Origin of the sequence: Geitlerinema sp. CS-897, assembly GCF_028368005.1 — a bacterium.
GTDB lineage: Bacteria > Cyanobacteriota > Cyanobacteriia > Cyanobacteriales > Geitlerinemataceae > Baaleninema > Baaleninema simplex.
This window is the reverse complement of the sequence record NZ_JAQNCQ010000278.1, coordinates 1-19,781: the sequence shown is the minus strand read 5'-3', so window position 1 is coordinate 19,781 and position 19,781 is coordinate 1. Positions and strand designations below refer to the sequence as shown.

At 49.2% G+C, this 19,781-nt stretch carries 17 protein-coding genes; 12 read left to right on the top strand and 5 right to left on the bottom strand.

The features are described 5' to 3' along the window. Positions 1-67 precede the first annotated feature (67 nt). The gene (locus tag POG22_RS17470) at positions 68-613 is read right to left on the bottom strand and encodes a Uma2 family endonuclease (protein WP_498906634.1); all 546 of its coding nucleotides are present in this window, start codon (positions 611-613) and stop codon (positions 68-70) included. Between the two features lie 584 nt (positions 614-1,197). Between POG22_RS17470 and POG22_RS17465 the strand changes: the two genes are divergently transcribed. The 12 genes from POG22_RS17465 to POG22_RS17410 all read left to right on the top strand — a co-directional run bounded on the left by POG22_RS17465 (position 1,198) and on the right by POG22_RS17410 (position 15,622). Continuing rightward, a complete protein-coding gene (locus POG22_RS17465; protein ID WP_063718298.1) occupies positions 1,198-1,887 on the top strand; it encodes a TrmH family RNA methyltransferase in 690 nt (229 codons plus the stop codon). Positions 1,888-1,983: 96 nt separating this feature from the next. Further along, the gene (locus POG22_RS17460) at positions 1,984-2,649 is read left to right on the top strand and encodes a DUF2301 domain-containing membrane protein (RefSeq protein ID WP_017663047.1); all 666 of its coding nucleotides are present in this window, start codon (positions 1,984-1,986) and stop codon (positions 2,647-2,649) included. Between the two features lie 13 nt (positions 2,650-2,662). Beyond that, the gene (gene dprA, locus POG22_RS17455) at positions 2,663-3,802 is read left to right on the top strand and encodes a DNA-processing protein DprA (RefSeq protein ID WP_063718299.1); all 1,140 of its coding nucleotides are present in this window, start codon (positions 2,663-2,665) and stop codon (positions 3,800-3,802) included. 50 nt (positions 3,803-3,852) lie between these two features. Beyond that, a complete protein-coding gene (gene surE, locus POG22_RS17450) occupies positions 3,853-4,653 on the top strand; it encodes a 5'/3'-nucleotidase SurE (protein WP_498906635.1) in 801 nt (266 codons plus the stop codon). Between the two features lie 262 nt (positions 4,654-4,915). Further along, positions 4,916-5,953 carry an aldo/keto reductase gene (locus POG22_RS17445; protein ID WP_498906633.1) on the top strand — a complete coding sequence of 346 codons (1,038 nt, stop codon included), beginning with the start codon at positions 4,916-4,918 and terminating at the stop codon, positions 5,951-5,953. Positions 5,954-7,116: 1,163 nt separating this feature from the next. After that, positions 7,117-7,551 carry an AidA/PixA family protein gene (locus POG22_RS17440; protein WP_074170983.1) on the top strand — a complete coding sequence of 145 codons (435 nt, stop codon included), beginning with the start codon at positions 7,117-7,119 and terminating at the stop codon, positions 7,549-7,551. A 509-nt stretch (positions 7,552-8,060) separates the two neighbouring features. After that, positions 8,061-10,502 carry a LamG domain-containing protein gene (locus tag POG22_RS17435; RefSeq protein ID WP_498906632.1) on the top strand — a complete coding sequence of 814 codons (2,442 nt, stop codon included), beginning with the start codon at positions 8,061-8,063 and terminating at the stop codon, positions 10,500-10,502. 61 nt (positions 10,503-10,563) lie between these two features. Further along, positions 10,564-10,818, top strand: coding sequence for a hypothetical protein (locus POG22_RS17430; RefSeq protein ID WP_063718303.1), 255 nt, complete (start codon positions 10,564-10,566; stop codon positions 10,816-10,818). A 12-nt stretch (positions 10,819-10,830) separates the two neighbouring features. Then, positions 10,831-12,471: a S8 family peptidase gene (locus POG22_RS17425; RefSeq protein ID WP_498906631.1), complete on the top strand. Its 1,641-nt coding sequence runs from the start codon at positions 10,831-10,833 to the stop codon at positions 12,469-12,471. 49 nt (positions 12,472-12,520) lie between these two features. Then, positions 12,521-13,402: a choice-of-anchor K domain-containing protein gene (locus POG22_RS17420; protein ID WP_498906630.1), complete on the top strand. Its 882-nt coding sequence runs from the start codon at positions 12,521-12,523 to the stop codon at positions 13,400-13,402. A gap of 168 nt (positions 13,403-13,570) precedes the next feature. Continuing rightward, positions 13,571-14,437, top strand: coding sequence for a choice-of-anchor K domain-containing protein (locus tag POG22_RS17415; RefSeq protein WP_498906629.1), 867 nt, complete (start codon positions 13,571-13,573; stop codon positions 14,435-14,437). A gap of 147 nt (positions 14,438-14,584) precedes the next feature. Beyond that, a complete protein-coding gene (locus tag POG22_RS17410; RefSeq protein WP_498906628.1) occupies positions 14,585-15,622 on the top strand; it encodes a vWA domain-containing protein in 1,038 nt (345 codons plus the stop codon). A 137-nt stretch (positions 15,623-15,759) separates the two neighbouring features. Here POG22_RS17410 and POG22_RS17405 read toward each other — a convergent pair whose 3' ends face one another. The 4 genes from POG22_RS17405 to POG22_RS17390 form a co-directional block, all read right to left on the bottom strand. Then, the gene (locus POG22_RS17405) at positions 15,760-15,960 is read right to left on the bottom strand and encodes a hypothetical protein (protein WP_498906627.1); all 201 of its coding nucleotides are present in this window, start codon (positions 15,958-15,960) and stop codon (positions 15,760-15,762) included. Then, positions 15,957-17,987, bottom strand: a complete 2,031-nt coding sequence (locus POG22_RS17400) for an autotransporter outer membrane beta-barrel domain-containing protein (RefSeq protein WP_498906626.1) — start codon at positions 17,985-17,987, stop codon at positions 15,957-15,959. Before POG22_RS17400 ends, POG22_RS17405 begins: the two co-directional genes overlap by 4 nt. Before the next feature lie 65 nt (positions 17,988-18,052). Beyond that, positions 18,053-18,760 carry a phage tail protein gene (locus POG22_RS17395; RefSeq protein WP_498906625.1) on the bottom strand — a complete coding sequence of 236 codons (708 nt, stop codon included), beginning with the start codon at positions 18,758-18,760 and terminating at the stop codon, positions 18,053-18,055. A gap of 17 nt (positions 18,761-18,777) precedes the next feature. Continuing rightward, positions 18,778-19,752 (bottom strand): baseplate J/gp47 family protein, encoded by a 975-nt coding sequence (locus tag POG22_RS17390; RefSeq protein ID WP_498906624.1) that lies wholly within the window; start codon positions 19,750-19,752, stop codon positions 18,778-18,780. Positions 19,753-19,781: the final 29 nt, after the last annotated feature.

The window sequence follows — 19,781 nt, the reverse complement described above, 5'->3', positions numbered from 1 at the left end:
TTATATTTGATTGCTCGTTTCGGCGCTATCCCCTTCTCTCGCTATCGCATTGTTCAGGGGACGCACCTCAACTCACCGCCGCTTCACCACCCCCTAACCGCTTCGCGGTATAGGCGGAGTACTGCGACGGATCTTTATAGACGACCGCTTCCCAAGTATTTTCAGAGGTGCGACGGCGACATTCGACGCACTGGCTCTCCTGGGAAATTAATACATATTCTTCTAAGGAGTCGAGCTTTCGATAATCGTTAAATTTTTCACCGAGATCGAAGGCTTGCGTGCTGGGTGAAAGGACTTCAGCAATGAGTTTGGGGTAGCGTTTGATGTAGCGATCGCTCCGATCCCGTAGGTCGCAGGTTACGAAAGCATCGGGACAATAGTAAAACTCGTCCTGGTAATTCACTTTGACGTTACCCGAATAAAATCGGCAATTGGTGGGATCGCTGAAGCGATCGTCAATGAACTTCAGGAAGTTGAACGTGATGCGATCGTGATTATCAGTACCGCCAGCCATCGCGTAGACTAAGCCACGCCGATATTCATGTCGAATTTGGCTCTGGCGCTCAATTTCAAGATATTCTTTTGGGTCGATGTAATGGGGAACGGCAATCATACATTTTTCTCTTATCTAGGGTGCAGCTAATTTCATTATAGAGGGAGCATCTCACTTGAGGTAAAACTATGAGTCTGGGGTAGGTTGAATTTAGGTGCATCTCAATGGATGTAAAAATATGAGTTTGAGGTAAGTTGGACTTCGGCTTCACTCAGCCCATGGGTGGAGCGATCGCGAAACCCAACAGCAGATCGATTCAGTGCAGAGACTCCGATCTGATAAATTTAGATTTTTGAGATGCACGGGTTGGCTCGAGCGATCGCGAAACCTAAAAGCAGCTAAATCGAAGACTCAAGCTTGCCTCCGATCGACAGAGCAGCTAGGATGTTTTTAAGTCTGGAAGTCATACACAGCCAGAGCTAACTCTCCTTACCTAATTGGCGATCGCTATAGCAATCCAAGGACTCAAAAGTAGCTACGAGATTGATAAAAAAGTTAGTCAAAAGAGTGTTTGGGATGTTTTTAGGATCGATTGAATTTTTTTACCTATTATCATCAGCCAAAAAATATAAAAATTTTTAAACAATATATATTTAATCTAACATTTAGAGTATAATAAAAACATACATCAATTCGATATTTGAATGGAGTTTTTTCTAAAAAAAGATCTCGTTTCCTATCTCAGCCAGTTCGTCACCGACGCTCGCTGGCAAAAAATGCAAGAGGTATTAAACCAGCGCACGCGACGGCTGACCGTGGTTCTCGAGGGAATTCACAAACCCCATAACGCCAGTGCTGTCTTACGCAGTTGCGACGGCTTTGGCATTCAAGACGTGCATATTGTCGAACGAGACACCGAATTCGATCCCAATCGCCAAGTGAGTATGGGGGCCGATCGCTGGTTGACGCTGCATCGCTACGACGACGTTCGGACGAACAACACCGCCGCCTGTCTCGATCGCCTCAAAGACAACGGCTATACCCTCGTCGCCACGACGCCGCACGATCCCGACACGACGATCGATCGCGTTCCCGTCACTGAAAAAACAGCCATTTTATTCGGTTCGGAACTGCGCGGCTTGTCGGACTACGCTTGCCGCCACGCTGACATTCGAGCGAAAATCCCCATGTACGGATTTAGCGAAAGTTTCAATATTTCCGTCAGTGCAGCCCTGTCTTTATACGAACTGACAAAGCGACTGCGCGGCGAAACCGATAACTGGCAACTGGGCGATCGCGAACGCGTAGATTTACAACTGGCGTGGCTGCGTCAGTCGATTCGGGCGAGTTCCCAACTCGAAGAAGAATTTTTGACTGCACGGGCGAATCGTTGAATCGGGGCAAACCCCGGAATTTGGTGAACTTTTCTCAGTTGACCTAAAATCTCTATAAAGCCGAGACTGTACGCCCGAAACGTTCTCAACCTCACCATGAACGACGCCAACTTAGAACCCAAAGTCTATTTCGGACAGTTTGGAACCTACCAAATCACCGATCGCGATCGCTGGGAAGTCCGCATTTATCGTACCGGATTGCTCGTCGCCGCCCTCTGTTTCGCCGTCGGAACGGGGATCGTCTTCTGGCAAGATAAAATTCCCGGTGCGATCGAAGCCGTGACGCCGCTATATATCGTGTTTTGTCTGGCACTCGGCGTCAGCCTGCTGACGATTCACATCTACATGGCGGCATTACATCGTCTGTTGCAGGCGTTTTGGTTGGTGGGGTTCGCCTCGGCGATCGATCTGATTTTGCAAAGCGAACAGCCTTTCGCCCTCGCCGTGTACGACTACCCCAACAGCCTCTGGGGAATCGGATTTACCTTCGCCGCCTTGACGGGCATTTTCTTTAAAGAAGCCTTCTGTTTCGATCGCTTCGAGACGAAATTTCTCACGCCGCTGATTCCCATTTTGCTGCTGGGACATTTGACTGGATGGCTTCCGGAAGACGCAAAACCTGTTTTACTCGGGACTTGGGCAGTATTGTTTTTTATTTTCGCCGCTCGCAAAATCCCCCAATCCATCCCCTCAGACATCGGCGATAAAAGCGTATTCGAGCATTTGCGCCAAATCCGTAAAAATCCGGCTTCGGAAACCTAACCTCTGAAAATGAATGGACGAACGCGCTTACTGGGTGGCTTGGGTGCAAGTGCGAGGGGTCGGTTCGATTTTACTGCGCCGCCTCGACGATCGCTTCGGTTCCCTCGAGGCCGCTTGGCACGCCTCACCCGAGGAACTTCAAACCGTCGAAGGTTTGGGAACGCGAAAAGTCGCCGATATCGTCGAAGGGCGATCGCAACTCGATCCCGCCTCGCTGTTCGAGACACACCTCGAACGAAACCCGCAATTTTGGACGCTGCGCGATCGCGACTACCCTCACTTACTCAAAGAAATCCCCAACCCACCGCCGATTCTGTACTATCGCGGCGTTCCCGACGCTGACGAAAATCGAGGCGTCACCCCGACTGTGGCGATCGTGGGAACCCGTCATCCCACCGAATACGGCAAACGCTGGACGCGCCGCTTCAGTCGCGTCCTCAGCCAGCGAGGATTTACCATCGTGTCGGGACTCGCCGCTGGAATCGACGCCGAAGCCCACGAAGCCTGTCTCGAGGCTGGCGGACGCACGATCGCCGTATTCGGAACGGGAGTCGATGTCGTCTATCCCCACGCAAATCGATCGCTCTACCAACGAGTGTTGCAATCGGGGTTAGCCGTCAGCGAATATCCCGCCGGAACCCAACCCGATCGCAAACATTTTCCGCAACGCAACCGCATCATCGCCGGATTGAGTCGCGCGATCCTCGTCACCGAAGCCCCGCAAAAGTCCGGGGCGTTAATCACCGCCTACGTCGCCAACGACTTCTGCCGCGACGTTTACGCCGTTCCCGGTTCCCTGGACAACGCCAACTCGCGGGGATGTCTGGGGTTGCTCTCGCGGGGGGCGAACTTGGTTCTCGACGAGGGACACTTACTAGAAATGTTGGGAGAAATGCCCCAGGTGGATGTCACGCCAGCGACGCCGACGGTTTCCGAATCCGTTCCCGCCACGGTTCCCCCAGCCAAACCCAAACCCAAGTTACCGCCGAATCTCGATCGCGTGTTTGCGGTGATTTCCGGCGAACCCACCGCCCTCGATGTTATCGTCGAACAGTCTGGACTCGAGGCCGGCATCGTCTTGAGTTCCTTAGCTCAGCTAGAATTGTTGGACTTGGTGTCGAACCTACCGGGGATGCGATACCAACGGCTTTGATGGGCTTCTGATTCGATTCTTATTTGCTTCTCGTTCACTTTCCCATTTGTATGAAACTCCTCATCGGTAACGACGACGGCATTTTTGCGAAAGGCGTGCGGAGTTTGGCCAACGCTCTGGCCGAAGACGGACACGACGTCACTGTAGTTTGTCCCGATCGCGAACGATCGGCAACGGGTCACAGCCTCACGATGCACCAACCGATTCGCGCCGAACCCGTGCAAGCCATGTTTCACCCGGCGGTTAAGGCGTGGTCTTGTTCGGGGACGCCGTCGGACTGCATTAAACTCGCGTTGGGGGCGTTGTTAGACAGTTTCCCCGATTTCGTGTTAGCGGGAATCAACCACGGTGCGAATACCGGAACGGATATTCTGTATTCGGGGACGGTTTCGGCGGCGATGGAAGGCTATATCGAAGGGATTCCCAGCATCGCGTTCAGTCTCACCAGTTTTACATCTCAGGAATTCGGTTCGGCGGTGGAGTTCGCGCGATCGTTCATGGCGCAGTTGAGCGATCGCCCTCCCCAAGTGCCGATGTTGTTGAACGTGAACGTTCCGGCGGTGCCGAGCGATCGCATCGCAGGCGTCACCCTCGCCAGACAAGGGGTTCGTCGCTATACTGATGTTTTTCAAAAACGCATCGACCCCCGAGGAAAAACCTACTATTGGTTAGCAGGAGAAGTCCTAGAAGAAATCGACGACGAAAAAGGGGAAAATACACTTCCCATCGACATGGCGGCCATCGCCGACAACTACATCACCATCACGCCCCTACAAGCCAAACTCATTTGTCGAGACACCCTGTCACAAATCGAGCAGTGGCAATGGTTAGAAAAACTTTCGTTTTTTTGATTTTTTGAACGAGCGTACTTGTAGAGCGTACTTGTAGGTGGGCATTGCCCACCATTCTATCCAATCAAAATTTAAATGCATGGATTTTCCAAAAAATACTAAAAAAATATTTTAAACGTTGCATTTTTAAAAAAATATCCCCAAAAATGTTAATTCAAAATTGATTTCAAATATCGAAATTAGATCGATAACTCAGTATCGATTGGTGGGCGATGCCCACCCTACCCCACTACTCCACTACCCCACTCTTCCCCCAAAATTCATGCAATTAAACCCTCTCGGAAACAGCGACCTCCAAGTCTCCGAAATCTGCCTGGGAACCATGACCTACGGGCAGCAAAACACCATCGAAGACGCCCACCAACAACTCGACATGGCGATCGATCGCGGCGTCAACTTTATCGATACCGCCGAAATGTACCCCGTTCCCAGTCGTGCAGAAACCCAGGGCAGAACTAGCGAATATATCGGGGCTTGGTTAGTCAAACAACAGCGAGACAAACTCATTGTTGCGACCAAAATTGCCGGGCCGACCTCGCGAATTCCCTGGATTCGGGGAAAAGACCGAAAACTCGATCGCCCCAACCTCGAAAAAGCGATCGACGACAGCCTCAAACGCCTCCAAACCGATTACGTCGATCTCTATCAAATTCACTGGCCCGATCGCTACGTTCCCCTCTTTGGCGCACCGTCCTTCGACCCGAAAAGCGATCGAAAAACCGTTTCCATCCTCGAACAATTACAAGTTTTTAAAGACCTGATAGACGCGGGAAAAATCCGCTATTTAGGCTTGAGTAACGAAACCCCCTGGGGCGTCTGTCAGTTTTGCCACCTCGCCGACAGCCTGGGACTTCCCCGTGTCGTCTCTATCCAAAACGCCTATAGCCTCCTCAACCGGGAATTTGAAACCACCCTCGCCGAAACCAGTTATCGGGAAAACGTTCCCCTCCTGGCGTACAGTCCCCTCGCCTTCGGCTTCCTCACCGGAAAACACCTCGAAGGCCCCAAAGAAAACTCTCGTGTCGCCTTGTTTCCAGGGTTTGGCAACCGCTACAGCAAACCTAACGTCGAACCTGCGACTCGGGAGTACGTGACGTTAGCGAAGAAATTCGGACTGTCGCCGACGCAACTGGCGTTAGCCTTTGTGCGTTCTCGCAGTTTCGTCGCCAGTACGATTATTGGGGCGACAAGTCTCGAACAGTTGCAGGAAAACCTCGATAGTGTCAACGTTGAATTCACGCCGGAAATGTTAGCTGAAATCGATGCACTACATTTAAAATATCCCAATCCCGCACCGTAATGGGGCGATCGCAACTCGATCGCAATGGGTCTATTAGTGTTGCAGTGATAGGCTTGGGTTATCGATGGCAGAACTCTCGTGGTATGAGGAATACCGTTCAAGTTCTGTCAATTTCTGTCAAGTGGCGATCGTAATTTCCCCGGTTTTCACTATAAGTCCAAGAGACCCACTTTATCTTTTTCTAAAAAGCCCACAAATCACGTAGGAGCAATTTGGAATTTCGTCCATCGCGATCGAGCTTCAATTCGCGATCGTCATCATAACTGAAACTTGTAGAAAAAGACGAATAGAGCGAATCCTGATACCGTAGGGCTTGCCCAACGATCGTTTTAAACTCTCGTTTCTTCATTAAATAAGCGATCGCCGAACGTTCAGCCGAGTCGCTGAGCGAAGTCGAAGTGTCGAGCATCTCGATCGGGAAACCTTGCACTATCCCCTCGAAAAAATCCTCAAAACCTTTACCAGCCCTACCTTTCAGTGTTATACAGCAAGCCCTAACTATGTATGACTCTACCCATACGGAAACGGCCGGTCATATTGCGGTGATTGTCTTCAGTCTCGATGAGAACGCCCCGATCGGCAGCGATCTTTACGGCGCTTTTAACACTTAATCGCCTTAAGTCAAGCTTGTATATGACAGTTATGTAAGTGGCATATAGGTTGGAGTATTCCCGCCGTTTTCCCAATACTTTGGCGTTATCTCAGTAATATTACGGATTTTTCAACAAGCTTCAGGGAAGTATCCGCAATTTCACTTAATTAGCCCTATGCCCACACGAACCAGATAGTACAGTCTTGCATACGGGCATCTCGATTCATTCAAGCTTATTGAGTCCTAGACTCCGCTCGGACTCAACGCTGAGCGAAGTCGAAGCGTTGAGAAACAAGCTCTGCTATCGAGAATAGCGAACGAGACTTCAAAGATTTCAGCCATTGGGGTTTAAGCCAAAATCAATTTTTTGGGGTGTCCACATCATCTCGATCCCGATGCGTCTTGGTGGACGTGGCGATGGCGATCGCTGAAAAGATTTAAACGAGTCTAGAGCGATCGTAGACGAAAAAATCCTGATGATTGAGTCGGTCTAACTCCAAAATCTTTCAACAATCCACTCATTCTGAATATTTTGCTGACAGAGACATCCTTGAAAGGAGTATCTTACAAAATGAGCACAATAAACATTCTCTGTGTCATTGACGCGGAATCACTCGTTAAGAAATATCCAGCCGCCGCAAATAGTCGTCAGACTCTTAACCATACACAACTACATCCGTATGCACGCATGATTGCAAAGCAAGATGACGTTCTTGCTAGTCAAGCCAGCGACGATTTATCCATCAAAGTTAAGCAAGGTGATACCGTCAAGTGGAGAGCCGTAAGTCTTACCGACGATCGAGAATATCAAGTAGATATCGATGGCTTTTCTAGCGTTGATACTGGGTTTCCTCCGTTTGAGTTAGGCAATACCGATACCTGGCAAACCATGATTACCCAGCTCCCTGGGAGTGGGAAAGACGCCTATTGGGTCAGTTTTAGCGTCAAAGATCCGAACGGGAAACGCTATCAATTTAATTGGGATCCGTATATTACAGTGGTCTAACCATTCGAGCGGTCGCTCGAACAGTCGCTACCTGTTTACCGCTTATTGATAAGCAATTGAAATTCAGGCGCAGAGCAAACACATCCTGTTTCGATTCTCAGCAAGCCTATCATTAGTTTCATGAACAACTGCTGATTAATAAGAAATTAAAATCCGAGAGGATTGTTGAAGATCGAGTTGAGCGAGACAATCTGGATTAGCAGGCAATTCACATCAAGGCGATCCTTTCAAGCAAAATTTAGATGTGTTTGCCCTGCGGTAGAGCAACGCTTTTTAAGAGTAGACTATCCACCTACGCTCTATATTCCATTTCTTGAGGTGCGTAACTCCTGAATTTTGGAGAACCCACAACAGCAGATGAGTTTTAGCTATCTTGGGCAGTTTCACCGCCTAAAAAAATCAAGTGTTTCAGCTATTGGAGTTTGAGCCAGAATCAATTTGTCGAAATGCCCTTATGGGTCAGTGATTCAAGATTGATGTACTTTTTTATATAGGAGTTTATTTAAACAATGGTTGAATTGCAAACAGTTCTTACCTTTGACGGAAGTAATTTTGTAACTTTAGGCAAAAAAGATCGATTTAAAATCAGAAAAAATATTACGTTAGAAGCTTGGGTTTATGCAATAGCTAATCAAGAATGGACTGGCATTATCTCTAACGTTTATGACTCGGGTTCGACTGAAAGTGGCTATGGTATTCTTCTCGACGGTAAGAGTGGTGTCTATTTTGGCTTAACAATTCCCTCCCAAGGAATTCAGTATTTGAGTAGTGGTGTCGATACATTAAAGCTAAATGAGTGGCATCATATTGCTGGCACTTACGATGGTCAACAGATGACAGTATATGTTGATGGAGTAGCCAAAGCAAACAAAAGTATTGCTAGCTCTAGCATTAATTACAATCCTGAAAATGATTTATCGATCGGGATGTACAAAGATAATAATGAAACCTATACTTTCAAGGGTAAAATTGCTGAAGTGCGTCTGTGGGATCGAATTCGTTCCCAAGACGAGATCGAACAATCCATGAACCACAGACTCAGGGGAGATGAACCTGGACTGGTTGGCTATTGGCCCTTAAATGAAGGTTCTAGTAATATCGCCCAAGACAAAACTGCCAACGGCAATAATGGTACTATCAACGGCGCGACTTGGGAGCAATCTGAAGTACCTCTAACTAGCATAATTGATGAGGGAATTGATTTACGTCCGTGGACAGCCGAATCAGTTGACAAGCTGGTCAAATATGCAAAAGCATGGGTGTGGGCTCACCAGCCCACCGTTGCTTCTTATAAACCTTCTAGTTGCTATCAATATAACTCTTATCGCAACAGAAACGATGCCAACACCATCACTCATCAAGGAACAGGACAATACACAGTAGAACTTCCTGGGTTAGGAAAAAAAAATGGAATTATCCATGTTGCTCCCTATGGCAATACCAATCATTCCTGTCAGCTCGTCTCTTGGGAAACATCTGGAACGACCAAAAAGATTAAAGTCTGTTGTTTTAAAGACGGTCGTCCGATGGATGGTTTATTTACATTACTTTTTTATAAAGAGTCTCGCAAAAAAACAGAAAGAGATGGTGCTTATCTATGGGCAGATCGACCGACAGATGACGAATATATACCTAACAAAAAATGTCAATGGAACTCTAAAGGTGTCTCCAATACAGTGCGTCGCTTAAAGACAGGAGTTTATCAAATTGAAATTCCTGAAATGTCACAATCTAGCGGAGTATTTTTAGCAACTGCCTGTGATTCTCCTGAGTCCCAACGCACGGCAAAAGTAAAAAATTGGAAATACGACGGTAACAATCTCATTGTTGACATCAATTGTTTTGATGCCCACGGGAATCTGGCCGATAGTCAGTTCACGTTTACTTATATGTCCGACAGCGATATTCCAATCGAAAGCGAATTTGAGTATAACGATGATGATGACACTGGCGAACTTGTAAAATCTGCAAAAGCCTGGGTATGGGCTAATCAAGTCAGAGTTCCCTCCTACGTACCTCACCCGTTCGCTCAATACAACTCTTATTACAACCGCAACGATTGCAACAGAATTTTCTGTCAAGGAACAGGACAGTACCTTGTCGATCTACCTGGCTTGGCAACAAGTCGGGGAATCGTTCACGTTTCGCCCTATGGCAACAGCAACCATTCTTGTCAAGTGAACTTTTGGGGTCCTGCTGGAACGACCCAAAGAATTCAAGTCTATTGCTTTAAAAATGGTTTCTTAACGGACGGTCTATTTACTTTACTTTTTTATAAAGAATCCCGCCAAAAATCTCAAAGAGAAGGTGCTTATTTATGGGCGGATCGACCGACAGACGACTACTATACTCCTAACAAAGAACGCCAATGGAATTCCAAAGGATTTTTAAACAAAGTATGCCGCTTAGACACTGGGGTCTACCAAATCGAACTACCCGGTCTGTCGCAATTTAATGGAGTAGTTTTAGCAACTGCTTGTAGCCCCATTTCTGCAAAACGCTTAGCAAAAGTGAAAGGCTGGACACATGACGGCAGCAATCTTGTTATTGAAGTTAACTGTTTTCACCCCAACGGCCAGTTAGCTGACAGTCAGTTCACGTTTAGCTATATGTCTGATGTGCAACTGGGACAATCGGAGTCTGACGAGCAACATCATGGGGGATTCATTACCTATACCCCCTCTCAGATCCATCAACTCAATACTCAGGGAGTTGCGAACAGCGTTCAACGCAGTTCAGCCGGAAATTACATCGCTAGATTACCCAATCTACCTCCTACTCAAACCACTCAAGCTCTGGTAACTCCCATTGGAGAAAGTAGCAAAGAGTGCGTTATTAGATGGTGGGGTAACTATACCGACTTATACCTAAGCTGTTTAGATAACCCAGAACGATCTGTAGATTCTGCTTTTAGTTTGCTCTATCTGACAAATCATAGAATTCCAACGTGAATTTCAAGCCGATTATACTCCAGAATTACTCCAGATTCAGAGATTCAAAAATTCAATACTTATGCAGAATTTATTGATTACGCTCGAACTTCAAACCGAGAACAACTCATTAGAAGATGTCAAACAGCTTCCGGGGATTAATGAGTTAGAAATCGATGAAGAATATGGTTTAGTTCTCATCAGTCCCAAGCGACAGCTCTACGTTATCCGTGTATCGGGAGATATGGATGTAGAGCAGCTAATGTCGATTCAGCCAGCCGTCAAGGGAGTCTATGGAGATCCCAAAATAGAAGCGATCGATGAATCTATTGAATAAGGAGAGAAGAAAATGCGTGTATTAATCCAGATGCGTCATAACCCTGAAATTGCGGAAGCTAGCATGGGCATGAATATGGTTCCCTATTACTTGCCTATATCTTCTGAAGGGTTCTCGTTTGACGCTAACTATATGCCCGTTCAATTGCCTGACAAGCAGCCTCGGGAGGCTGTTGGAGCAATGGAGGTAGGACGGTTGTACAGATTTGATACCCAACCGGAAGTTTCGACTTACCTGGTTCGGGGAGAAGTGGAAAGCGAAGATGCCCTGGCTCGCTTAATGGATGCTGTCGAACGGGATGACGACGGGGTGGGAGTGTTTGCAGATCCCCAAATCGAACCGATTATTGTTTGTGGAGGGAGTCCTCCGGTTGGGAACGACCAAACTGTTGAAAACTTGCTCAAAGTGCTGCAACTCCACGCTAAAGGCATGGATGGTTCTAACGTTATGGTGGCGATCGTCGATACCGGCATCAATCTCGCCCACCTGAAAAGTAAGGGCAAAACGCCGAAATTAGATGCCAGCAAGAGTTGGGCTCCAAATCCAAGCGTTACGCCAGGAAATGCCCGAGTCGGTCATGGAACGATGTGTGCCTTTGATGTGTGCATTGCCGCTCCAAATTGCACCCTCCTCGATTATGCTCTCCTGCAATCGACGCGATCGGGAGGGTCAAAAATGGACGGCTTTCTGAGTGATGCAATCAGGGCATTCAGCCAACTGCGCGATTTGCTTTCAGCTGCCCCAGAACCCAAACCGGCTCTGGTCGTTAATAACAGTTGGGGAATGTATCATCCATCCTGGGATTTTCCGGTGGGACATCCGGGGAATTACAGCGACAATCCTCACCATCCTTTCAACATTACAGTGGAAAGTTTGGAGGATGCTGGTGCTGACATTCTCTTTGCTGCCGGTAATTGTGGTGCAGACTGCCCCGATCCGCGATGTAAAGGAGTCACAAACAGACCCATATATGGAGCCAATTCTCATTCCAGTGTCCTTTGCATTGCTGGAATTGATATTAACAAATCCCGAGTGGGTTATTCCTCTCAAGGACCTGGGCGTCTTGATTCCAAGAAACCCGACCTTTGTGCCTATACCCACTTTTCAGGTTCGGAAGCCTTCGGGGCGGGAAGTCCCGATTCGGGAACTTCGGCCGCCTGCCCAGTTGCAGCTGGGGTCGTTGCCGCAATTCGGAGCTTCAAGTCTCCCACAGATCTCCCACCGACTCAATTGCGGGAGCTGTTGCGCCGAACTACTGAAGATTTAGGGGCAACTGGATTCGACTACAACCATGGCTACGGTGCGATCGATGTGGCTTCTATCTTGGGGGCGTTGGATCGGCTGGATATTCAGGAACTCCCAATCGGAGGAAAGCTCTCAGGTCGCTTGAATAAGACCAACGACTCTACCCTGTTTCGCATCAGCGTGGACAAACCCATCATCCTGAAGTTGGACGGGCCGTCAGGGGTAGATTTTGATGTGTACCTGCGGCGGGAAGCAAAACCTACCCCCAGGGAATTTGACTACCGGGGCTATACCAGCTCTGCGGATGAAGAGGTTCACCTGACTGCGGTAGACCCTGGAGAATATTTGATCCTAGTTGATTCTTACCGTGGAGCGGGAGAGTTTACCCTCCAGGCAGGGGTTCTTTAGCCTCTTTTTGTAATCACAGAAAACCTCGCATTGGCAAAGGATAAAAGGCATGGTATCTGCAAGTATTGCTGGAACTTGGGACACGGCGACGGGTAGCGATTCGTCTAAACCTATTACTGAGCTGATAGGTCTTAAGACGAAGCAAATTAGCTGGGGAAAACCCTTTATCAAGGGTGATAAACCAAGTTCCTATGTTTTTGAAGGGAAAAGCTCTGTAGAAATCCCTACGGATTCCCCCTTTGAACTAGGAGAGTTCAAACATCTCAATTACAAAATAATTGATGACAATTCTCTGGCTGCTGCTACGCTAAAAGTCGAATTTCAAGGAACTGTCAAAGGAGCGTTTAATCTCAAGTTTGAACATGACGAAACACCAGATCCAGAAAAATCTATAGGAGAACCCGATGTTGTTTCTATTTCCAGCCTAGAAGTTATCGAGGCTGTCGAAATTAATGGCAAAAAATACGAACTTTCTTTTGAAGGCTTTTTCGACAAAGATGGCAACACCCAACGCCAAAAGTTTGTCACCGCTGAAGAAAAGGATAATGTCGCTACATTAATGGGGAAATTAAAAATTATGACACCCGAAAAACCCGACCCCGGCAAACCCGACCCCGGCAAACCCGACCCCGGCAAACCCGACCCCGAAAAACCCATACAACCGCAGCCAGGAGGCTATACCGTGCTAGTCTGTCCGCCCGCTTATCCCTACGCAGGGGGCTATCCCTGTTCTCCGAGTTATCCCTATGCAGGGGGTTATCCCTACGCAGGGGGCTATCCCTGCTCTCCGGGTTATCCCTATGCAGGGGGTTATCCCTATGCAGGGGGTTATCCCTGTCCACCCGCTTATTCGTATTCGATGCCCTATTCCTATGTCTTGATGCCAGGCCCCTGTCCGCCTGAAACGGAGAAACCGAAAGGTAGCTCATGATTCATGTGGCCTTAACTGGCTAAACCGTAGTTAGGACTAATAGCACTGTTCGATCGATATTGGCGATCGAAATTAAACTCTGAAAATCTCCCATCCCTTGCTTGAATTCAAGCTTTTGGGTTTGGCAGATTGGCAATCTCGATCCTGTAGATATAAAGGAGGAAGAATATGGCAACTGCAACGACTTCTGGTACTTGGATCGGCGCTATTGGCGTCAAGGGAACTCCAGATGTTACCGATCTAACAGGACTCAATACCAATCAAATCAGTTGGGGAAAACCCTCTAAAGGAAACAACCCAACTAAAGACTTTAATCCAGATTTGAAGCAAAGTTCGTATGTTTTTGAAGGAAGCAAATCTACGAATATTCCTCTAGACGGTACAGACTTTGAACTAGGAACGTTTCACCATCTCAATTACACCATTACTGGAGATAATAACCTGGCTAAGGCCACCTTACATGTGGAGGTGACAATTGCAAAGAATCCCATTAAAGGGCAGTTCAATCTCCAATTTGAACACGACGAAACACCCAACGATCCGGACACAAATATAGGCCCCGATCTCGTGGCTATCCCTAAGATAGATGTTGTGGGTACCTTAAAAATTGATGACAAAGAATATAAGGTTGTTATTCAAGGGTTCCTTAACACAGCTACCAAAGCCCGACAAACCAAGTTTACCACCAAGGAAGGAGAGGATAATGAAGCCATCATCATCGCGAAGTTAGTGGAGGTTCCTGTACCACCGCCAAAGCCCAAAAAACCCAAACCGGAAAACAAGGTATGCTACTACCTAGTGCCAGTCTGTCCGCCAGCTTACCCCTATCCGCCGGTTCAGCCGTATCCCCCGGCTTACCCCTATCCCCCGACGCCTTGCTATCCCCCGGCTTACTCTCCCTATCCCCCAGCTCAGCAGTATCCACCTCCTCATTACTGCTCGTGTCCACCGCCTGCTAAGCAGTATCCGCCTTCTTACTACTCGTATCCCCCGGCTTACCCCTGTCCGCCTGCTTATCCGCGTTCTTGTTGTTGATTCGGATGAGTTGCCCCGATCCAATTGGGTTCATTTATAGCGAAGAAAAAGTCACTAGACCGCTCCTGAATAATGAGATGAAGTTCTGGCAAGAGCTTGGCTTCATCTCGCGATCTGGGGAGGTCTGCTAACAAGAGGTCTTGAATTATGGCTGATAAAGTGAAAGTCGATCTAGTGGTTCTCATTGACACTAGCGGGTCAATGAGCGATGAAGCACAGGCTCTAGATAAGGCAACCCAAACTGCCGCCGATCGAGTTGCTGCCAAGTGTCCCAACGATCTTAGAGTGAAGCAACTCGGAGTTGAAGGTACCTGGCCAGGTACCAAATTTGATATGAGTCTCCGGGATTATCTGACCCGGGAGGTTGGAGTTCCTGAATCAAGCCTTAAAGCTGCCAAACAGGGAGATCCAATCAAGAAGGGACTTCCTCAAGAGGATGGTGCTCCTTCTATTGAAGATATCTGTAATTTCTTTGATTGGCGGACTGATGCATTGCGAACGATTCTTTACCTGAGCGATGATGCCCTAAAAACAGGTGGAGGTAGCGTTGACGAAGAGGACAAAAAGGCTGCCACTAGCGCTATTGCCACAGCCAAGAAAAAAAATGTGACGGTCTTTACCTATCTCGGAACTGGTGGAACTCCAGAGATGGAGAAGGAATATGCTCGTGTTGCCAATGAAACTGGAGGTAAGCCGTTTACTTCTAAGAATGCAATCGGCGGCTTTGCGGATATTTTAGCTGATGTCGTTTGTGCGACTAAAGCAAAAGGAAAGGAGAAAGGAGAGGAGAATGGAACGGAGGAAACAAAGCAAACGACTTGTCCTTGTTGCGTTCCCGTCTATGTCTATCCGACTCCTATGCCATGTATACCCGCACCGTGGGGTTATCCGATGCCGCCGGGATATCCCTACCCCTGTGTACCAGGAGGCTACCCGATGCCGCCGGGATGTCCGCATCCGGGGATGATGGGAGGTCATCCGATGCCACATCCGGGGATGATGGGGGGTCATCCGATGCCACATCCGGGGATGATGGGAGGTCATCCGATGCCACATCCGGGGATGATGGGAGGTCATCCGATGCCACATCCGGGGATGATGGGAGGTCATCCAATGCCACATCCGGGGATGATGGGAGGTCATCCAATGCCGCCGGGATATCCATCGTCCCCCTACTCAATGTAAGTCTCTTATCGAGAGCCTCATCCCTATTCCGAAAATATTTTCTGGGTCGTTAGAATACGCCGAATCGAGTCTGAGAAAAGACCTTGAAAGTAAAACTCGAATTGACGGATCGGTAGGAATTTCCGAGTATTGGGTGGTCAATTTACAAAAGCGAGAGTTAATCGTATGGCGATCGCCCGATCGCAAAGGATTTTCGATCGCAAGCGCAAGAAAAACGAACACAAGGTTCGATCGCTCTCTTGACATTCCCCGAGATTGAAATAGCGATCGCTCGACTGTTCGAGGGGTGAGGCGCGAACGGGGACGTTACAGCAAACGTCCCCCGACCTCGCTTTCAAGCGAAAACCTCTTCCGTCGGTAGTTCCTGCTCGAGATCGTAATCTACGCCCATCGTTCGAGGATAGCCGTAAGCCTCGGGATTTAACAGTTTTCCTTTTTCAAAGTGTCCGTCTCCTTTCTCTTGTTCGACTGGCTGTTGATGGTGGCGCATCACGGGATCGTCGCGATCGGCCATGACCAAATAAGACACCTCTGCGTTTTCCATTCCGAACACGCTCAACGCCGTACAGTCGTCGTTCCACTCGTAACTGACCAAAAATGGCTTGCGACCGATCGGCGTCAACATCACTGTCGCGTCCTTTTCTTTCGTCAGTGCGGCGAAATAACTCGGCATCGTCACCACTGCTTCGCCGCGATCGCCGAGTCGGACTTTCCCGCGATAGAGACATAGGTTTTCCGGGGATTCGACAAAACCGTGTCGTAGAGTTTGGTTGAGCGGATCGAGAGGATGGTCGATCAGGAAATTTCCGCTACCTTTAGTTAGGTTTCCCGTAACGCGGACGTTACCGCTAAAGTACCCTGCGTATCCCCCACTGCTGGCATTTCCGTAAACCCCGTAGCGATTTTGACCGTCTCGAGCGTAACCGTAAACTCCAAATCGAGATCCGCTGTCGCCCCCTTCTGCCCTACCATAAAGACCGTATTTCGTTCCGTTTCCATCGCCACGCACTCGACTGTAGATGCCGTAATTGGTCGAGAGAATCGGGGCTGTGACGATCGGTCCGGGATCGATTATCGGCCCCGGCCCCGGTAGGATGACGGGGCCTGGACTTGGGGAAACCTCGATGTCGATCCTAATCGTGCCAGTTGCCGTGTCACCGATGTCTTGTAGCGCACGATCGACTCGGGTGCGTGTTGACGAATCGAGCTTATCTGACGTGACGGCGTTGTCGGCAAGCTTGGCAGTGGTGACGGCGTCGTTAGCTAACTCTGTGGTATTGACAGAGCCGTTTTGAATCTTGGCAGCGTTGACGGCGTTGTCGGCCAGTTTCGCGTTCGTGACCGCGCCGTCGGCTAACTCTGCGGTATCGACCGCGCTGTTTTGAATTTTAGCGGTGTTAACGGCATTGTCGGCCAGTTTCGCGTTCGTGACTGCACCGTCGGCCAGTTCCGAAGCGCTCACGCTACCGTCGATAATTTTAAATCCGTTGACTGAATTGTTTGCAAGTTGGTTGAGAGTTACAGCATTGTTCGCCAGTTTTGCCGAGTTGATGCTGTTGTTTTGAAGTTTGGCGGTACTGACGGAATTGTCCGCTAATTTGGCTTCCGTGACGGCGTTGTTGGCGAGCTTCGCTTCAGTCACTGAAAGATTGGTTAAATCTGCGGTACGAACGGAATTGTCGGCTAAATTGCCCTGAATTGTCCCGCCGACCACGTTGAGATTGCCGTCAATTTGCAGGCTACCTTGTAAATCGGCGCGATCGTCAGCGCCTGCGAAGAAACTCGGTGAGTTTCTCGGGTCTGTGGAATAGGTTAAGGTGAGGCGATCGAGTTCGACTTGCGCTCCCAACCGTCCCCCGGCGAAATTGCGAACAGATAAGTCGGGAGTGGCTGGGGGGGTGGCTTGGAGTTCTCCGTTATTGTCGATCGCCAAACGAGCCAAACGAACGAAGGTATCGGCCGGTTTGTCGGGATCGTCGGTGGCGATGACTTGCAGGCGCGGTTGTTCGTGCCAGCGCGTTTCCTCTCGCACGCCTTCAGTGGCTAAGTCGGTGGGTTCTTCGTCGTAGGACACGACAACGAAAACCTCGCGATCGTGAAAATCGCTCGTCCACGTCACGCTTTCGTTTCCGGTTAACACGATCGCGCGACCGTCGGCGTCGATCGCCGTTCCGGGTTGAACGTTGACCTCGGAATCTCCGGGGCTACCGGTGACGATTAAGCCTTCTGCAATACCGGGAGTATGCAACAGGCGATTGTGTCGTCGCTGTCGATCGAGGTGATAGTGTTGTTCGTCGTTAAAGTCGTTTTCTTGTAAAAACTGACCGGTGTAATACCGCAGTCTTTTTTCAATTTCTTCTGGCATGGGTTGACCTCTAAATTTAATTCAAATGCCCTTGACAAATAGCAAATTATTTGCTAAAAAATACTTTAATCGCCCAATAACGTATCGACCCCCACCGTCGAACGAACGCCGATTTGTAATTTCGGGATTTTAGAGACGAGATCGTAATAGGTGTGAGCGGGTTTTTCGCGATCGATAATTTGTCGGACGATCTGTTTTTTCTCTTCTAAAACACTCACGTCGGACAGTTTGAAAAACACCTCGACCAGAAAATAGTGAGGTGGCGCACCACCGATGGTCGTATCGACCCCCACCGTCGATGTCACCCCAAGTTGCAGTGGTTCGAGCAGCTCGCGAACGTTCGCCCCCATTCCGGTATAGGCAGTGAGAACGCTTTCTAAACCGGCTTTAGTGCCCCGTTTTCGATAAGAAGGAACGATTTCGGCAATGAAGCGGCGTTTTTCTTCCGCCGTCCAGTTGTCTTGAAGGCTGAGGGCGACCCAACCCGCCAACCATTCGAGAAATGCCTCGTTGGTGCGTTGAGAATCTTCTAAACCGGGGCCGGGTCGAAAATAACGGTGAATTCCAGCTAATTTTGGGGCGGTGGATGTGGGATCGGAAATGCCGTCGAGAATTTCTTCTAAACCCGGTTGCGTTTCGTCTTCCAAGCCAGTTAAAAGTTTCTCGAACGCCAACAGAAAGCGACCGATAAATGGAACGTCACCCGTATCGGTATCCTGTTGGAACAGGGCGGGTAAATGTTGGAGATAGCTGCTTACTTGGGTGTCGGGCATTGTTAAAACAGTTGGGTTTAAGGGGTGACAATATTGAGGGTAACGGTGGCGATCGCAAAGAATTCGTAAGGATAGAGTGAAAATCCCGTGAGGTTATCGTTCCGATCGCGCTGTTCTCGTGCGGAATCGCCAGAGACGAGAGACAGTCGGACGTTGCGAACGTAATCGACACCGGGAACGCGATCGAGGCGTTCGTACATTTCAGAAACATACGCCCCCCGTCCGAAAGGCCAGCCCGTCTCGTCTCGCCCCCCTTTGAGGGGATGGAAAAAGCGGTGAAGGCTGGTTTCGGCGGCGTTTCGGACTGTATCGAGATCGGCGTTCGATCGCAAAAACAAGGTCGCTTCCACCTCGAGTTCTACATACTCGGGCGCGACGACGTGATGGCGCGTCGTCAGAAGGCGACGGTCGTTGAGATAGTCCCAGAGGGCGTCGAGTAATGCCTCAGAAGGTTGCGGCCGCGGTCGATCTGGCTCGTTGGGAACCACCACTAAACTGATATGACCCGGCGATCGCTCCCGTTTGGCGATCGCGTCGTGGCGGGTCAAATTTTGCAGGGGAACGCACTGGGCGCGTTCGACCGTTCCCAACGCTTGCGCCGCATCGGTGTCGTTCCAACGCTGGGCTACTAAATACTCGACATCGTCGCAAGTCACGGCTCGATAGCGTTCTCGCAGTTCGGAAATGGTTTGTCGCGTCGCCCGTGCGATCGCCGCTTTGCGATCGTCGGCGGATAACGAGTTTGCGTCGGGAAGCGTCCACGAGGAACCGTTGAGCAACTGTAGAAACGCTTCCCGTTCGCCGTCGCTGATGCGATCGATCCGATAGAGTTGCATTTCCACGAGCCACGCGAACAATTCGATCGTCGCAATTCCGGGATCGGTGGGATTGCGATCGCTCCAGTGGGGATACAGGCTCGGAATCAGCGAGATCGCCTCTTCTACGAGTTCGGTATAAGTGCGATCGTCGAGTTTGGGAAGTGGAATGGGCATTTTTTAGAGGGGGAGAGGGGGAGAAAGGG